General features: G+C 41.2%; 26 protein-coding genes. All 26 read left to right on the top strand.

The window, feature by feature from the left end; translation table 11 throughout:
* A partial coding sequence (locus HYU69_07605) for a PKD domain-containing protein (GenBank protein ID MBI2270208.1) occupies positions 1 to 2,340 on the top strand: 2,340 nt, incomplete at its 5' end.
* Between the two features lie 260 nt (positions 2,341 to 2,600).
* Positions 2,601 to 3,005 (top strand): 30S ribosomal protein S12, encoded by a 405-nt coding sequence (locus HYU69_07600; GenBank protein ID MBI2270207.1) that lies wholly within the window; start codon positions 2,601 to 2,603, stop codon positions 3,003 to 3,005.
* Positions 3,006 to 3,045: 40 nt separating this feature from the next.
* Positions 3,046 to 3,513: a 30S ribosomal protein S7 gene (gene rpsG, locus HYU69_07595; GenBank protein MBI2270206.1), complete on the top strand. Its 468-nt coding sequence runs from the start codon at positions 3,046 to 3,048 to the stop codon at positions 3,511 to 3,513.
* 59 nt (positions 3,514 to 3,572) lie between these two features.
* A complete protein-coding gene (gene fusA / locus HYU69_07590; GenBank protein MBI2270205.1) occupies positions 3,573 to 5,690 on the top strand; it encodes an elongation factor G in 2,118 nt (705 codons plus the stop codon).
* Positions 5,691 to 5,720: 30 nt separating this feature from the next.
* The gene (gene rpsJ / locus HYU69_07585; GenBank protein ID MBI2270204.1) at positions 5,721 to 6,026 is read left to right on the top strand and encodes a 30S ribosomal protein S10; all 306 of its coding nucleotides are present in this window, start codon (positions 5,721 to 5,723) and stop codon (positions 6,024 to 6,026) included.
* Between the two features lie 74 nt (positions 6,027 to 6,100).
* Complete coding sequence (rplC, locus tag HYU69_07580) at positions 6,101 to 6,718, top strand: 50S ribosomal protein L3 (protein ID MBI2270203.1); 618 nt, start codon at positions 6,101 to 6,103, stop codon at positions 6,716 to 6,718.
* 30 nt (positions 6,719 to 6,748) lie between these two features.
* The gene (gene rplD / locus HYU69_07575; protein ID MBI2270202.1) at positions 6,749 to 7,378 is read left to right on the top strand and encodes a 50S ribosomal protein L4; all 630 of its coding nucleotides are present in this window, start codon (positions 6,749 to 6,751) and stop codon (positions 7,376 to 7,378) included.
* A 5-nt stretch (positions 7,379 to 7,383) separates the two neighbouring features.
* A complete protein-coding gene (gene rplW, locus HYU69_07570) occupies positions 7,384 to 7,674 on the top strand; it encodes a 50S ribosomal protein L23 (GenBank protein ID MBI2270201.1) in 291 nt (96 codons plus the stop codon).
* A gap of 67 nt (positions 7,675 to 7,741) precedes the next feature.
* Complete coding sequence (rplB, locus tag HYU69_07565) at positions 7,742 to 8,566, top strand: 50S ribosomal protein L2 (protein ID MBI2270200.1); 825 nt, start codon at positions 7,742 to 7,744, stop codon at positions 8,564 to 8,566.
* Positions 8,567 to 8,629: 63 nt separating this feature from the next.
* A complete protein-coding gene (rpsS, locus tag HYU69_07560) occupies positions 8,630 to 8,953 on the top strand; it encodes a 30S ribosomal protein S19 (protein MBI2270199.1) in 324 nt (107 codons plus the stop codon).
* Positions 8,954 to 8,970: 17 nt separating this feature from the next.
* Positions 8,971 to 9,417, top strand: coding sequence for a 50S ribosomal protein L22 (gene rplV, locus HYU69_07555; GenBank protein MBI2270198.1), 447 nt, complete (start codon positions 8,971 to 8,973; stop codon positions 9,415 to 9,417).
* A 13-nt stretch (positions 9,418 to 9,430) separates the two neighbouring features.
* The gene (gene rpsC, locus HYU69_07550; protein MBI2270197.1) at positions 9,431 to 10,192 is read left to right on the top strand and encodes a 30S ribosomal protein S3; all 762 of its coding nucleotides are present in this window, start codon (positions 9,431 to 9,433) and stop codon (positions 10,190 to 10,192) included.
* A 73-nt stretch (positions 10,193 to 10,265) separates the two neighbouring features.
* On the top strand, positions 10,266 to 10,700 hold the full coding sequence (gene rplP, locus HYU69_07545) for a 50S ribosomal protein L16 (GenBank protein MBI2270196.1): 435 nt from the start codon (positions 10,266 to 10,268) through the stop codon (positions 10,698 to 10,700).
* 16 nt (positions 10,701 to 10,716) lie between these two features.
* Entirely contained in the window at positions 10,717 to 10,920 is a 204-nt protein-coding gene (rpmC, locus tag HYU69_07540) for a 50S ribosomal protein L29 (protein ID MBI2270195.1), read from the top strand.
* Positions 10,921 to 10,946: 26 nt separating this feature from the next.
* Positions 10,947 to 11,210, top strand: coding sequence for a 30S ribosomal protein S17 (gene rpsQ / locus HYU69_07535; GenBank protein MBI2270194.1), 264 nt, complete (start codon positions 10,947 to 10,949; stop codon positions 11,208 to 11,210).
* A gap of 36 nt (positions 11,211 to 11,246) precedes the next feature.
* Positions 11,247 to 11,615: a 50S ribosomal protein L14 gene (rplN, locus tag HYU69_07530; protein ID MBI2270193.1), complete on the top strand. Its 369-nt coding sequence runs from the start codon at positions 11,247 to 11,249 to the stop codon at positions 11,613 to 11,615.
* Between the two features lie 20 nt (positions 11,616 to 11,635).
* Positions 11,636 to 11,962: a 50S ribosomal protein L24 gene (gene rplX / locus HYU69_07525; GenBank protein MBI2270192.1), complete on the top strand. Its 327-nt coding sequence runs from the start codon at positions 11,636 to 11,638 to the stop codon at positions 11,960 to 11,962.
* On the top strand, positions 11,962 to 12,531 hold the full coding sequence (rplE, locus tag HYU69_07520) for a 50S ribosomal protein L5 (GenBank protein MBI2270191.1): 570 nt from the start codon (positions 11,962 to 11,964) through the stop codon (positions 12,529 to 12,531). Before rplX ends, rplE begins: the two co-directional genes overlap by 1 nt.
* 3 nt (positions 12,532 to 12,534) lie before the next feature.
* Positions 12,535 to 12,822, top strand: coding sequence for a 30S ribosomal protein S14 (rpsN, locus tag HYU69_07515; GenBank protein MBI2270190.1), 288 nt, complete (start codon positions 12,535 to 12,537; stop codon positions 12,820 to 12,822).
* 60 nt (positions 12,823 to 12,882) lie between these two features.
* The gene (rpsH, locus tag HYU69_07510; protein ID MBI2270189.1) at positions 12,883 to 13,275 is read left to right on the top strand and encodes a 30S ribosomal protein S8; all 393 of its coding nucleotides are present in this window, start codon (positions 12,883 to 12,885) and stop codon (positions 13,273 to 13,275) included.
* Positions 13,276 to 13,306: 31 nt separating this feature from the next.
* Positions 13,307 to 13,861, top strand: coding sequence for a 50S ribosomal protein L6 (rplF, locus tag HYU69_07505; GenBank protein MBI2270188.1), 555 nt, complete (start codon positions 13,307 to 13,309; stop codon positions 13,859 to 13,861).
* A 35-nt stretch (positions 13,862 to 13,896) separates the two neighbouring features.
* Positions 13,897 to 14,259, top strand: a complete 363-nt coding sequence (locus HYU69_07500; protein MBI2270187.1) for a 50S ribosomal protein L18 — start codon at positions 13,897 to 13,899, stop codon at positions 14,257 to 14,259.
* Between the two features lie 31 nt (positions 14,260 to 14,290).
* Positions 14,291 to 14,809: a 30S ribosomal protein S5 gene (rpsE, locus tag HYU69_07495; protein MBI2270186.1), complete on the top strand. Its 519-nt coding sequence runs from the start codon at positions 14,291 to 14,293 to the stop codon at positions 14,807 to 14,809.
* An 11-nt stretch (positions 14,810 to 14,820) separates the two neighbouring features.
* Complete coding sequence (rpmD, locus tag HYU69_07490; GenBank protein MBI2270185.1) at positions 14,821 to 14,997, top strand: 50S ribosomal protein L30; 177 nt, start codon at positions 14,821 to 14,823, stop codon at positions 14,995 to 14,997.
* A gap of 20 nt (positions 14,998 to 15,017) precedes the next feature.
* Entirely contained in the window at positions 15,018 to 15,476 is a 459-nt protein-coding gene (rplO, locus tag HYU69_07485) for a 50S ribosomal protein L15 (protein MBI2270184.1), read from the top strand.
* 13 nt (positions 15,477 to 15,489) lie between these two features.
* A partial coding sequence (locus HYU69_07480) for a preprotein translocase subunit SecY (GenBank protein MBI2270183.1) occupies positions 15,490 to 16,144 on the top strand: 655 nt, incomplete at its 3' end.

Raw genomic sequence — 16,144 nt, 5'->3', positions numbered from 1 at the left:
GGGTTTGATATAGTTTTCTTTAAAATGAAAACGGCCGGTACAGGTGCAGCCGATCTTTTATATTCAAGTTATTTTGGCGGTAATGGCCAGGATTATAACGGGACTTATGATTGTGCCCCAATATGTGCCAATCCTGCCGGAGAAGTTTTCATTGCCTATACAACCCATTCCACTAATGTCCCAACTACGCCCGGAGTATATATTCCGAATAACGGAAGCGCATCCGATCAACCTGTAATATTTAAAATGAAGTCAACGCTTCCAACATTGAACTATACATTTGCTATCGGAACGTGTAATAACACGGTAAACTTTACCGGCACTGCCAGCGGAACCTGTATATGGCAGCAAACCTGGTCACCCAATTACTGGTTATGGGATTTTGGTGATGGCCAAACATCCAATCTGCAAAACCCCACTCATGTGTACGGAGCCCCGGGAACTTATAATGTAAAATTGATTGTGGGTTGTCCGAAAGATTCTATCACCAAAACAGTTGTGATCAACCCAACTGTTGCGGTCAGCACTACTTTTGTAAACAGCAGCTGCGGTTCAGCTAATGGCACTGGAACAGCAACACCGGCCGGAGGTACATTGCCCTATACATACAGCTGGAGCAACGGTCAAACAAATGCTACTGCCACCGGACTTGGTGCAGGAATATTTACCGTAATTGTAAGAGATGCGAATGGATGTATAGGGCAAAAAACAATAACGATAAACACCAGCGGAACTCTATCGGCCGCTATTACTCCTTTCAATGGAACCTGTACAGTGCAGGGAAGTGTCACATCAACACCTTCAGGGGGAACTCCTGGCTATACCTATTCCTGGAGCAACGGGCAAACCACTCAAACTGCCACAAATCTGAGTGCCGGAACATATACAGTGAAAGTAACCGATGCTGCCGGTTGTACGCTTACGCAATCCGTGACCATTACACAGCCTCCTTCTATTGTACCTGTTATTACCGCGGGTAAACAGGGAACCTGTGGTTTAAATAACGGAAATTCAACTGTAACCACAACCGGCGGAACATCACCCTACACTTATAACTGGAGTAACGGACAAACAACACAAACTGCTACAGGACTCGCTGCAGGCAACTATACGGTGACAGTTCGGGATGCTAATGGTTGCAGCTCAACGCAAAAGGCTGTTGTCACCATCATACCCCCTTCAAGTTTTTCAGTGACAGTGACCAATGGAACTTGCGGTAATGGAGGAAGTGCAAATGCTGTTGTTTCAGGAGGAACTCTTCCCTACACTTATTCCTGGAGCGGTTCCGCTCAGACAGTCAATCCCGCAACAGGCATATCAGCCGGAAATTATACTGCGATGGTAACAGATGGAAGCGGTTGCACATCTACTAAAACTTTTTCAATAACTGATACTCCTAATTCCAATGTGGCCACATTTACAATTTCTCCCGGCGCGACAGTATGTGTGGGAGCCGGCGTTAATTTTACCAATACCGGTACTCCTCCCGGTACAGGGGTAACATACAACTGGGTCATATCACCAATAAGCCCTGCCAATGTGAGCGGCACAACCACAGATTTTTCATACACTTTTCTATCAACAGGAAGTTATACTATAAGCCATACGGTTACTTCCGGCGGATGTTCAAAAAATGTGACATCTACCATAACAGTAATAACCTGTAGCGGCGGTCCTACGGCCACAGCTACAGGCAGTTTGGTATGTCCTGGCACATGTGCCACAGTAACTTCAAGCGCAGCTGGAGGTAATGCACCATATACTTATTCCTGGAATAATGGTGCAACAACACAGAACATAACTCCCTGTCCTGTATCAACTACAACTTACACTGTAACAATAAGGGATTCGGGCGGTAATACCTCAACTTCAACAGCAGTTGTAACAGTCAATCCGGCGGTTACTGTAAATGTCACACCAACTAATGCCGTTTGTAATGGAGGAAGCGGATCGGCATCGGCAACAGGCCTCAGTGGTACAACACCATATACCTATACTTGGGGTGGCGGAATTTCAGGTTCAACAATTTCGGGTTTATCATCGGGAACATATACTGTAACAATCACTGATAATAAGGGCTGTACAGCCACTAACACAACCAGTATTGTATCACCTTCGCCCTTGACCGGGCAGTTTACTAAAGGAGCAGCAGCATGTGCAGGTTGCGGCTGCAAAGAATGGATAATGGTAAATGCTGTGGGAGGAACAAGTCCATACAGTTACACATGGCCGGATGGGTATACAAACAGGTATAAGAATCATATTTGTCCGGGTGCATACACCATAAATGTTACCGATAAAAACGGGTGTGCGATTAATGTCAGCCTCACGACACCTTGATTTTCAATAAAATGCACTCTCATTATACTTCTTGCACAGCTGTTCAGTGTTCCCTGAAGAGTTGATCAAGATATGTGAGCTGAGTGATCTGAAAACACCTTACTTGGCCGGTACCAATCAGCCTTTTTTCTAAAAAATAATTATAAACGACCTTTTGTTTATAATTATTTTTCTTACCTTTGCCGTCCCCCTAAAAATAGGGTGGACTATTTTTTTGTTTTAACTATAGTAAAATATTAGTTTTTTATAAAAAATTAAACATGCCAACAATTCAACAATTAGTGCGTAAAGGGCGTTTTAAAGCACCTAACAGAAGTAAATCAGCGGCGCTAAACTCCGCTCCTCAAAAGCGTGGTGTTTGTACACGTGTGTACACAACCACTCCTAAAAAGCCAAATTCCGCTATGCGTAAAGTGGCCAAGGTAAGGCTTACAAATAAGGTGGAGGTTATTGCTTACATACCTGGAGAAGGTCACAATCTTCAGGAGCACTCAATTGTATTGATTCGTGGCGGCAGGGTAAAAGATCTTCCCGGAGTACGTTATCATATTGTTCGTGGAGCGCTTGATACCGCAGGTGTTGAAGGTCGTAACCAAAGACGTTCAAAATACGGAACAAAGAAACCTAAGGCTGGCGCAAAAGGTGCAGCGCCGGCAGCTAAATAATCCGGATAAAAAAGTTAATAATAAGTAATTCGCATATATAATGAGAAAGACGAAAGCCAAAAAAAGACAAGTGTTACCTGATCCGAAATATAAAGATATTTTGGTAACACGCTTCGTGAACAACATGATGTACAGTGGTAAAAAGGAAACCGCTTACGGTATTTTTTACAATGCACTGGATATGGTTAAAGAAAAAACCCAACTGGATGGTTTGGAAACATGGAAAAAGGCGTTGACAAACGTTACTCCTTCTGTAGAGGTTCGCAGCCGCAGGGTTGGCGGTGCTACGTTTCAGATCCCAACTGAGATTCGTCCTGAAAGACGATTATCAATGGCAATGAAGTGGTTGATCGATTATTCGCGTAAGCGTAACGAAAAATCCATGGAAAATAAATTAGCGGGCGAAATTATTTCTGCCGCTAAAGAAGAGGGTGCTGCATTCAAGAAAAAGGAAGATGTGCACAAAATGGCAGAAGCTAATAAAGCGTTCTCCCATTTCAGGTTTTAATAAAAAAAATAGGAGTTGATAGTTGAAACTGACAACTAACAACCAACAACAAATAAAGTATGAGCGATTTAAGATATACAAGGAATATTGGGATTGCTGCTCACATTGACGCAGGTAAAACCACCTGTACAGAGCGTATCCTGTATTACACCGGTGTTAACCATAAGATCGGTGAAGTGCACGATGGAGCTGCAACAATGGACTGGATGGTTCAGGAGCAGGAGCGCGGTATTACGATTACATCAGCCGCAACTACATGTTTCTGGAATTATCGCAATAACAAATACAAAGTAAATATTATTGACACTCCCGGTCACGTTGATTTTACAGTTGAAGTGAACCGGTCTTTACGTATTCTTGATGGTCTTGTGTTTTTGTTCTCTGCAGTTGATGGTGTTGAGCCTCAGTCAGAGACGAACTGGCGCCTGGCCAATAACTACAATGTTACACGGATAGGTTTCGTTAATAAAATGGACCGTTCCGGTGCTGATTTCCTGAGTGTAGTGAAGCAGGTTAAAGATGTGTTGGGAGGAAATCCTATTCCTCTGCAATTACCGATCGGTGCCGAGGAAAATTTTCAGGGTGTTGTTGATCTGATCAATAACCGCGGTATTGTCTGGAATGAACATGATAAAGGAATGACGTATAATGTTGTTCCTATTCCTGCTGATATGGTGGATGATGTGAAAGAGTGGAGAGCAAAATTATTGGAATCAATTGCTGAGTTTGACGACAAGTTAATGGAGAAATTCTTTGAGGATCCCAATTCCATTAGTGAGGCCGAGATCCTTGCAGCTCTTCGTCAGGCTTGTATTGCAAATAAAGTAGTTCCTATGGTATGTGGTTCTGCTTTCAAAAATAAAGGTGTTCAAACCATGCTGGATTATGTGATGGAATTGATGCCAAGTCCAATGGATAAGGAAAATACCATTGGAACTAATCCTGAAACAGGTGAAGAAGTAAAACGTAAGCCTGATGTGAAAGAACCATTTACCGCCCTTGCATTTAAAATAGCGACCGACCCTTTTGTTGGTCGTTTGTGTTTCTTTAGAGTATACGCAGGCCGACTGGATGCCGGTTCCTATGTATTGAATACACGCAGCGGAAATAAAGAGCGTATATCACGTATCTTCCAGATGCATGCAAATAAGCAAAATGCTATTGATTTTATTGAGGCGGGAGATATTGGCGCTGCTGTTGGATTTAAAGATATAAAAACCGGAGATACTCTTTGTGACGAGAAACATCCAATTGTTCTTGAAGCAATGAATTTCCCTGAACCGGTTATCAGCATTGCTATTGAGCCTAAAACCCAGGCTGACCTGGATAAGCTTGGTACTTCGTTGAATAAATTGGCTGAAGAGGATCCTACGTTCCGAATCAGAACAGATGAAGATTCCGGACAAACTATTATCAGTGGTATGGGTGAGCTTCACTTGGATATTATCATGGACCGTTTAAGGAGAGAATTTAAGGTCGAAGTAAATCAGGGTCCTCCGCAGGTGGCTTATAAAGAAGCGCTCAATGCGACTGTTGAACACCGTGAAGTATATAAGAAACAAACCGGTGGGCGTGGTAAGTTTGCCGATATTCGTTTCTCAGTTGGTCCTGTTGATGCTGATTGGGATGTTGTTAAAGATCCATTGCAATTTATTAATGAAATTAAAGGCGGTAATATTCCGCGCGAATTCATACCCGCTGTTGAAAAAGGTTTCCGTGCGTCCATGGTAAATGGTGTATTAGCCGGCTATCCTGTTAACAGTATGAAAATAGTATTGACGGATGGTTCTTATCACGATGTTGACTCTGATGCATTATCATTTGAAATATGTGCACGTACTGCTTTCCGCGAATCATTGCCAAAAGCAAAACCTGTTCTTCTTGAGCCGGTCATGAAGGTGGAGGTTATTACACCTGAGCAAAACATGGGTGATGTTGTTGGTGATCTGAATAAACGCAGAGGTCAGATTGAAGGCATGGATTCAAAAGGAGTATCACAGGTGATAAAAGCAAAGGTGCCGCTTTCCGAAATGTTTGGTTATGTAACGCAATTGCGTACCATTACTTCAGGTCGCGCTACATCTACAATGGAGCTTTCTCATTATGCTGAAACTCCGCGTGGATTGTCCGATGAAATAATCGCAAAGGCAAAAGGTAAAAAAGCAGAAAAAGTATAATATAAACCGTTCTTTATAATTCAATTAGCTATGAGCCAAAAAATAAGGATTAAACTGAAGTCGTACGATTACAACTTGGTTGATAAATCGGCAGAGAAGATTGTGAAGACTGTAAAAGCTACAGGTGCTGTTGTTAGTGGACCAATTCCACTTCCAACACATACACGTATTTACACAGTGCTTAAATCACCGCACGTAAATAAAAAGGCACGTGATCAATTTCAATTACGTTCGTATAAAAGGCTGATGGACATTTATAGTTCAACTTCTAAAACCGTTGATGCACTCATGAAATTAGAGTTGCCGAGCGGAGTTGAAGTTGAGATCAAGGTGTAGTTTGCTTTATGCAACGCTGAGCAAAGTCGAAGCGTCTTATTTTTAAAAATAAAATCAACAAATAATAAATAAACATGTCTGGACTAATAGGTAAAAAAATCGGAATGACTAGTGTCTTCAGTGCCTCTGGAAAATATATCCCATGCACAATTATAGAAGCCGGTCCTTGTGTTGTTACGCAAGTAAAAACCTTGGAGAAAGACGGGTATGAAGCTGTACAGCTTGCTTTCGACGAAAAGAAAGAAAAGCATACATCTTCTGCTATGAAAGGTCACTTCACAAAAGCGGCCACAACTCCAAAACGTAAACTGGTTGAGTTCGCTGAGTTTCCCAGCGCTTTAAACCTGGGAGATAAAGTAACGGTTGAGCTGTTTGCTGAAGGTGAATTCGTTGATGTGATCGGTACTTCAAAAGGTAAAGGTTTTCAGGGAGTTGTAAAACGCCATGGCTTTAGCGGTGTTGGTGGTCAAACACACGGTCAGCACGATCGTGCCCGCGCACCCGGATCATTAGGTAACTCATCAACAGGAGCCCGGGTTATTAAAGGTATGCGTATGGCTGGTCGTACCGGCGGCAACCGTAACAAAGCAAACAACCTTGAAGTTGTAAAAATATTTGCCGATAAGAACCTGCTCGTTGTAAAAGGTTCTATTCCCGGTTCAAGCGGCTCTTACGTTTACATCGAAAAATAAACATCAAACAGAATATTGATCTGAACTAAAATGGAAATCACAATTGTAAATATAAGTGGCAAAAAAACCTCGAAAAAGGTTGCTTTGAACAAAGATATATTTGGCATTGAGCCTAATGACCATGCCATCTATCTTGATTGCAAGCAGCACATGGCCAATCAGCGCCAGGGTACCCATAAATCAAAAGAAAGAGCCGAAATTCACCGCACTACAAAAAAGCTTAAAAGGCAAAAGGGTACAGGTGGAGCACGTGCAGGCAGTATGAAATCCCCCATTTTTATTGGAGGTGGACGTGTTTTTGGCCCGAAACCACGTGACTATTCCTTCAAATTGAATAAAAAGGTAAAGCAGTTGGCTCGTAAGTCAGCTCTTACATACAAAGCGAAAGAGGAAGGTATTGTAGTGTTGGAAGACTTTAATTTCGAGGCTCCTAAGACCAAGAACTACTTAGATCTGTTGAAGAATCTGAATTTGGCAGATAAAAAAACAATATTAGTCTTGGCAGAGTCCAATAAAAATGTATATTTGTCGGCCCGAAATTTAGGTAAAACGCTTGTTACCACAGCTTCGGAACTCACTACCTACGATGTTTTGAATGCGAATAATGTGTTGTTGACTGAAGGTTCGGTGAAAGAAATTGAAAAAGTATTAAATAACTGATTAAGATGAGCACAATTATAAGACCGATAATTACCGAAAAGATGACTGCCGCAGGCGAGAAATTAAATCGCTATGGTTTTATTGTTGATACTAATGCCAATAAGATCGATATCAAAAAGGCCGTGGAAAAAATGTATGGAGTATCTGTTGAATCAATTAATACCCAGAACTACATCGGTAAGATAAAGACCCGCAATACCACCCGTGGCGTTGCGATCGGGCGTTTGAATAAAGCAAAAAAAGCAATTGTGACACTTAAAAAAGGTGAAACAATTGATTTTTATAGCAGCATATAATAAATAGAGTACTAACTGACCTGTTGATAAACTTGAGCAACTAGAGCAGGTCGCAAATTGTTAAATAATGGCTCTTAAGAAATTCAGACCGTTGACCCCTGGTCAACGATTCAAAATTGTTGTCGACAATAACGACATCACTGCAGACAGACCCGAAAAGAGTCTCGTATCTCCTTATAAGAAATCCGGCGGACGTAATAATATGGGTAAAATGACCATGCGCTATTTAGGCGGAGGTCATAAACGTCAGTATCGTGCAGTGGATTTTAAACGCGACAAGCAGGATATTCCTGCTTTGGTGAAGACTATCGAGTACGATCCGAATCGTAGTGCGCGTATCGCTTTGGTTAATTATGCCGATGGCGAAAAGCGTTACATCATTGCACCGAACGGTTTACAGGTTGGGCAAAAAGTTGTATCAGGAAAAAATGCGACACCTGAAGTGGGTAATGCGATGTTCCTCAATGACATTCCATTAGGTACAATTATTCATAACATTGAGTTGCGCCCCGGACAAGGTGGTGCAATGGCCCGTTCTGCAGGTTCATACGCGCAGCTTTCAGCACGTGATGGTAAGTTTGCTACTGTGCAGCTCCCTTCAGGCGAAACACGTATGATCCTTGTTACTTGCCTGGCTACGATCGGTTCTGTATCTAACGCTGATCATAACCTGGAAAGCCATGGTAAAGCAGGCCGCGTGCGTTGGATGGGAAGACGTCCGCGTGTTCGTGGTGTTGCTATGAATCCGGTTGATCACCCGATGGGTGGTGGTGAAGGAAGAGCTTCGGGTGGTCACCCGCGCTCACGCAAGGGGCTTAAAGCCAAAGGATACAAAACAAGATATCCTAAAAAGGCATCGAATAAATATATCATAGAAAGAAGAAAAAAATAAATTAACAAAGGGAGTAAAGTCAGGCCATAAAAACCTGGAACCTGAAACCTGAAACTAAAAAAAATGGCACGTTCAGTAAAAAAAGGTCCTTTTATCGATTATAAATTGGAGAAAAAAATTACCGCTATGAATAAAGGCGGTAAAAAATCCGTGATCAAAACATGGGCACGTAGATCAACTATTTCTCCTGATTTTGTTGGTCACACCGTTGCTGTATATAACGGAAATAAATTCGTTCCCGTGTATGTTACCGAGAATATGGTGGGACATAAATTCGGTGAGTTTTCACCAACACGTACGTACAGAGGACATACAGGTAATAACAAAATGGATAAATCAGCGCCTGCGTCAGCGCCTTCAGCGGCACCTGCAGCGAAATCGGAATAATATAAAATTAGTTTGAAATGGGATCAAGAAAAAAAAACAGAGCTGATAAGAGAAAAGAAGACAGGAAGAATCAATACTTCGCTGTCCTCCGTAACTGTCCTACTTCTCCGCGCAAAATGAGAACTGTAGCAGACCTTATCCGTGGAAAGGAAGTTTACACTGCGCTGAATATTTTAAAATTCAACGCAAAGCATCCTTCAAATAAACTGGAAACGTTGTTAACTTCAGCTATTCATAATTATGAAGCTAAATCAGGTCAGCGTGCAGATGCAGGTAATTTATATGTTACCAATGTTTTTGTAGATGGTGCAATTACACTTAAGCGCATGTTGCCTGCTCCGCAGGGTCGCGCATACCGTATGAGAAAGCGTTCGAACCATGTAACATTATATGTGGGAACAATGGAAGAAGATCAGATGGACGAAGTTCTGGCAGAAGAAACTCAGGAAGAAACCGTAAAATAAGAAACAGAATATAATGGGACAAAAGACAAATCCAATAGGTTTTAGATTAGGAATCATCAAAGGATGGGATTCTAACTGGTATGGTGGAAGAGACTATTCAGATAAATTGGTTGAGGACGAAAAGATCCGTAACTACCTGAAAGCTCGTTTAGGAAAAGCAGGCATCTCTAAAATTGTAATAGAGCGCACGCTTAAACTTATTACCGTTACCATTCATACTGCTCGTCCCGGCATTATCATTGGTAAAGGTGGTAAAGAGGTTGATAAGCTGAAAGAGGAATTGAAAAAACTTACCAAGAAGGATATTCAGATAAATATATATGAAATTAAGCGTCCTGAATTGGATGCCCGTTTGGTTGCAGATAGTGTAGCCCGTCAGATCGAAGGACGTATCTCCTTCCGCAGAGCGGTAAAAATGTCAATTGCTTCAACCATGCGTATGGGCGCTGAAGGGATTAAGATCAGGTGCTCAGGCCGTTTAGCTGGCGCTGAAATTGCACGTGTTGAATCGTATAAAGAAGGAAGAACTCCTTTGCATACCCTTAGGGCTGATATTGATTATGCGGTTGCAGAAGCGCATACAACATACGGTCGTATTGGTATCAAAGTTTGGATATGTAAAGGCGAAGTTTACGGAAAACGCGATTTGTCGCCAAACTTTGGTGGAGCAAAAGAAAAGAAAACACCGCAAGGTGGTGCAGGTGGAGGAAATCCGCATAATCCTAAAGGCGGAAGCTTCGGAAAACCAAAAAGAGAAAAAAGAGACGATAAATAGAAAATGTGAATACGGAAATTAAGATGGCGGATTATAAAATTCCGGGTCCCAACTCCTAAATACTAAATCAAAGATGTTACAGCCAAAGAGAACGAAGTTCAGAAAGACGCAAAAAATGAAAATGAAAGGCGATGCCAAACGTGGTCATGAGCTTGCCTTTGGAACTTTCGGTATTAAAGCATTGCAAGGTACATGGGTAACTGCTCGTCAGATCGAAGCTGCGCGTGTTGCATTGACCCGCTTTTTGAAACGCGACGGACAGGTTTGGATCAACTTGTTTCCGGATAAACCGATCACACGTAAGCCTGCGGAGGTGCGTATGGGTAAAGGTAAAGGTGCTCCTGAATATTGGGTGTGTCCTGTTAAACCCGGTCGTATTCTTTTTGAAGTTGAAGGGGTCCCTATGGCTACTGCAAAAGAAGCATTGCGTTTAGCGTCACAAAAGCTTCCGATCACGGTGAAATTTATTGTGCGCAGGGATTATGTTGAAGAAAAAGCGGCTAATTAATCAGATTTTATAAACAATGAAACAGAGCGAAATAAAAGAATTGTCAACCAGCGATATCGCTGAAAAAATTGCTGAAGAGCAAACGACGTTGACTAAAATAAAAATGGGGCACAAGGTTTCTCCTATTGAGAATCCATTGAAGATTCGTATTGCAAGAAGGACAGTTGCCCGTTTAAAAACCGAGCTTAAACAAAGGCAATTAGCTGAAGCTAAAAAATAGTTTAAACACTAAGGAGTACATTAAAAATGGAAAAAGAAAAAAGAAATTTAAGAAAAGAAAAAGTAGGGACTGTTCTCAGCAACAAGATGACAAAGTCTATTGTTGTTGCTGTAGAGAGAAAAGTAAAGCACCCGAAATACCATAAGTTCGTTAACAGGACATCCACGTTTATGGCTCACGATGAAAAAAATGAATGTGGGATTGGTGATACAGTTCGTATTGAGGAAACCCGTCCGCTCAGCAAAAATAAATGCTGGCGCCTGGTTGAGATAGTTGAAAAAGCTAAATAAATAGGTAGTTAAGTTTAACGTATAATATTTTAAGAAATGATACAGCAGGAATCCAGGATGACAGTAGCCGACAACAGCGGTGCCAAAGAAGTTCTTTGCATACGTGTGTTGGGTGGAACAAAGAAGCACTACGCTTCAATCGGCGACAAAGTGGTTGTTACTGTGAAGCACGCGCTTCCTTCAGGTGGTATAAAAAAAGGCGCTGTTTCTAAAGCTGTTGTGGTGCGTACAAAAAAAGAGATCCGCAGGGCTGATGGTTCTTTCATTCGTTTTGATGATAATGCAGTTGTGTTATTGAATGCCCAGGATGAATTAAGGGGTACACGTATTTTCGGACCGGTTGCGCGCGAGTTAAGGGATAAACAATTCATGAAAATTATATCGTTGGCACCGGAAGTGCTGTAATTTATACAATAATTTAAAAAATGAGCAAGAAATTACATATCAAAAAAGGCGACCTGGTAAAGGTACTGGCAGGTAATGCCCGTGGTTCCGAAGGAAAGGTTTTAACAGTTGATGTTCAGAACAACAGGGCAATTGTTGAAGGTGTTAATAAAATATCTAAACATACCAAGCCTAACGCGAAAAGTCCGAATGGCGGTATCGTGGAACAGGAAGCTTCAGTGCATGTGTCAAACCTTATGTTGATCGAGCCTGCAAGCGGTACTCCTACACGTGTTGGTCGTAAGCTTGATGAAGAAACAAATAAATTAGTGCGTATATCAAAAAAATCAGGGGAGGTAATTAAATAATGGCAACAGCAAAATATTCACCAAGGTTAAAGGAAAAGTACAGGAAAGAAGTTGTTCCGGCTCTTCAGAAGAAGTTTAACTTTTCATCTCCGATGCAGGTTCCGAAGCTGCTTAAGATCTGTGTTAACCAGGGCGTAGGCGAAGCGGTAGCTGATAAAAAACTTATTGAAGGAGCTATTAAGGAAATGACCATGATAACCGGTCAGAAAGCGGTAGCTACCTATTCGAAGAAAGATATCGCGAACTTTAAACTTCGTAAAGGTGTTCCCATTGGTGTTCGCGTAACATTACGCGGCAATATGATGTATGAATTCCTGGATCGTTTGATCTCCGCGTCACTGCCCCGTATACGTGACTTCAAAGGCATCAACGATAAAAGTTTTGATGGGCACGGCAACTACACACTAGGTGTTACTGAGCAGATCATTTTTCCTGAGATCGATATCGATAAAGTAAATAAAATTGCAGGTATGGATATCACATTTGTTACTTCAACAGAGGATGACAATGAAGCGCTGGCACTTTTATCCGAATATGGTTTACCATTTAAAAATCAAAATAAAAAATAAGACATGGCAAAAGAATCAATGAAGGCCCGTGAGGTCAAGAGAGCACGAATGATAAAAAGATACGCTGCTAAACGCGCTGAATTAAAAGCGGCTCTGTTAGCAGGCGATCCTGATGCTTCGGCGAAACTTCAAAAACTTCCCCGTAATTCATCACCCATTCGTACACGTAACCGTTGTAAATTAACGGGTCGTCCTCGTGGTTATATCCGTCAATTCGGTGTTTCGCGTAATACATTCCGCGAAATGGCATTGTTCGGAAAGATCCCGGGAATAACAAGAGCAAGCTGGTAAACTAAATAAATTTAATATATAATTGCTCCGCGTGCGGAGTAACATATAAAAACAAATAAAATGGACGCAATAGCAGATTACCTAACAAAGATCAGGAATGCAATGAAGGCTCAACACCGTGTGGTTGAAATTCCTGCATCGAATATTAAAAAAGAGATCACTAAAATTCTTTTTGACCAGGGTTATATCCTTAGCTATAAATTTGAAGATAGTGCCAATAAACAAGGCATTATCAAAATAGCTTTGAAATACAATCCCAATAAACAGCCTGCGATTAAGGCTTTGAAGAGGGTAAGTACTCCCGGAGCACGTCATTACACTAACGTGGGTACTATGCCGCGTGTATTGAATGGTTTAGGAGTAGCGATTCTTTCAACTTCAAAAGGACTAATGACCGATAAGCAGGCGAAAAAAGCGAATGTAGGCGGTGAAATACTTTGCCACGTTCATTAAAATATATTAAGAACTAAGAAAACTAACGAAAATGTCACGAATAGGTAAATTGCCGGTTACTCTTCCAAAAGGTGTTGAAGTAAAGGTGTCAGATAAGAACCTGGTAACTGTAAAAGGTCCCAAAGGTGAATTGAATAAATCACTTGATACTGCAATAACTGTGAAGGTTGAAGAAGGTAAAGTTGTTCTTGCAAGAGCAACTGAACAAAAGCGCCACAAAGCGCTTCACGGTTTATACCGTGCGCTTATTGCTAACATGGTTCACGGAGTGTCACAGGGATACAAAACAGAACAGGAACTTGTTGGTGTAGGTTATCGTGCTGCGCACAAGGGCCAGATGCTGGAGCTTACATTAGGCATGTCGCATAACGTGGCTTTTGAACTGCCAAAAGAAATTAAATTGCTTACAGCCACTGAAAAAGGTAAAAATCCGACCATTATGCTTGAAAGTTCTGATAAAGAACTGATAGGTTTGGTCGCTTCTAAAATACGTTCGTTAAGGAAACCTGAGCCATACAAGGGCAAGGGTATTAAGTTCGCTAACGAAATATTGAGAAGAAAAGCCGGTAAAGCTGCCGGTAAATAATAAAAGATAAACCAAGAAATTATACTATAATACAAATGGCAACAGCAAAAGATTTCAGAAGAAGCGGGATAAGAAAAAGAGTCAGGAAAGTAGTTTCCGGTGATTCTAACGCTCCGCGTATGAGTGTATTCAGAAGCAACAAGCAGATATCTGCTCAGCTGATCGATGATGTTAAAGGTATTACAATTGCATTCGCTTCTTCATCTGAAAAGGAACTGGAAGCAAAAACAAAAAAACTTCCCAAGATTGAACAGGCAAAGCTTGTTGGCAAAACACTTGCAGAGAAAGCTATTAAAGCCGGCATCAAAGAAGTTCGTTTCGACAGGAATGGTTACCTATATCATGGACGTGTTAAATCATTGGCTGATGGTGCACGTGAAGGTGGACTTAAATTTTAATTTGAATAAATCGTAAACATAAAAATATAAAATGTCAAACGTAAGTGTAAAAAGAGTAAAGTCAAGCGAGATCGAATTAAAAGATAAGCTTGTGCATGTAGGCCGCGTAACAAAGGTTACTAAAGGTGGTAGAACATTCAGCTTTTCTGCGATTGTAGTTGTCGGAAATGAAAAAGGTGTTGTTGGATACGGCTTGGGTAAAGCAAAAGAGGTAACCGATGCTATTACGAAAGGTATTGATGATGCTAAAAAGAACCTTATAAAGGTTGCTATAAATAAAGGAACTGTTCCGCATGAGCAGAATGGTAAATTTGGCGGCTCACGTGTGTTTTTAAAACCTGCCGCTCACGGTACCGGTGTAATTGCCGGTGGTGCGATGCGTTCGGTTTTGGAAAGCGTTGGTATCACTGATGTGTTGGCGAAATCCAAAGGCTCATCAAATCCGCACAACGTTGTTAAAGCAACTATGGATGCATTGATGAAACTGAGAGATGCTTCTACAGTGGCTCAACACAGAGGCATTTCAATGGAAAAAGTATTTAACGGTTAAAAAGCAGAACAATGGCTAAGATAAAATTAAGACAATACAAAAGCTCAAGCGGAATGCCAAAGCGTCAATTAAAGACCTTGGAATCATTGGGCTTTAGAAGAATGAACCAGGTTATTGAAGTTGAAGGAACACCCCAGGTTTTAGGGATGTTCAATAAACTGAAGCACCTTGTAAAAATTGAACAATAATATTTAAAGGGATAATAACAATGAAACTACATACATTAACACCTGCAAAAGGTTCGGTTAAAAATCAAAAGAAAAGAATTGGTAGAGGACAAGGTTCCGGAAAAGGCGGAACTTCCACAAAAGGACACAAAGGTGCTCAGTCACGCTCAGGTTATTCGCAAAAGCGTGGATTTGAAGGTGGTCAGATGCCTTTACAAAGACGTATCCCTAAATTCGGTTTCACAAATATTAACCGGGTTGAATACAGGGCGATCAACCTCGACATTCTTCAGAAATTATCTGAAGACAAAAAGCTTACAGCTATTGATCCTGCTGCATTATATACACACGGCTTTTGTTCTAAAAATGAGCTGGTGAAAATACTTGGTCGTGGCGAAGTTAAAGGTAAGCTCGAAGTAAAGGCGCATGCGTTCTCCGCTTCAGCAAAAACTGCTATTGAAGCAAAAGGTGGTTCAACTGAAGTTGTAAAGCATAATTGAGTGAAAATCTGATATGAAAAAGTTAATTGAAATAATAAAAAATATCTGGAGTATAGAGGATCTCAGGGTTCGTATTCTGAATACGCTCGGGTTTATTCTTATTTACAGGCTGGGTTCGTATATCGTATTGCCTGGTGTTGATCCATCCCGTCTTGCTAATTCTGGTCATGAAGCGGAAGGTATTGTTGGACTCATTAATATTTTTGCCGGTGGAGCTTTTTCACGTGCTTCCGTATTTGGTTTGGGCATTATGCCATACATTTCGGCATCCATCGTTATTCAGTTATTGAGCATGGCCATTCCTTATTTTCAAAAATTACAGAAAGAAGGAGAGAGTGGACGCAAAAAAATTAATCAATACACACGGATGCTCACCATTGTGGTTACAATACTACAGGCTCCGGGATATATTGCTTCACAGATCATTCCGCACATTGGCCCTCAGGGTTTTTATTTCTATTTCCAGTCTACACTTATTTTGGTAACGGGTACCATGTTTGTTATGTGGTTGGGTGAGCGTATCACCGATAAAGGTATCGGAAACGGTATTTCATTATTGATCATGGTTGGAATTGTTGCACGTTTACCATTTGCCATTATTGCTGAGTTTGGTCAACGCCTCGAAAGCACCGGCGGAGGTTTGATCATATTCCTGGTGGAGATCGTAT

It is taken from the genome of Bacteroidota bacterium (assembly GCA_016183775.1).
Classification (GTDB): Bacteria; Bacteroidota; Bacteroidia; order JABDFU01; family JABDFU01; genus JABDFU01.
The sequence above is the reverse complement of the archived record's forward strand: the minus strand, read 5'-3'. Positions and strand labels throughout refer to the sequence as shown.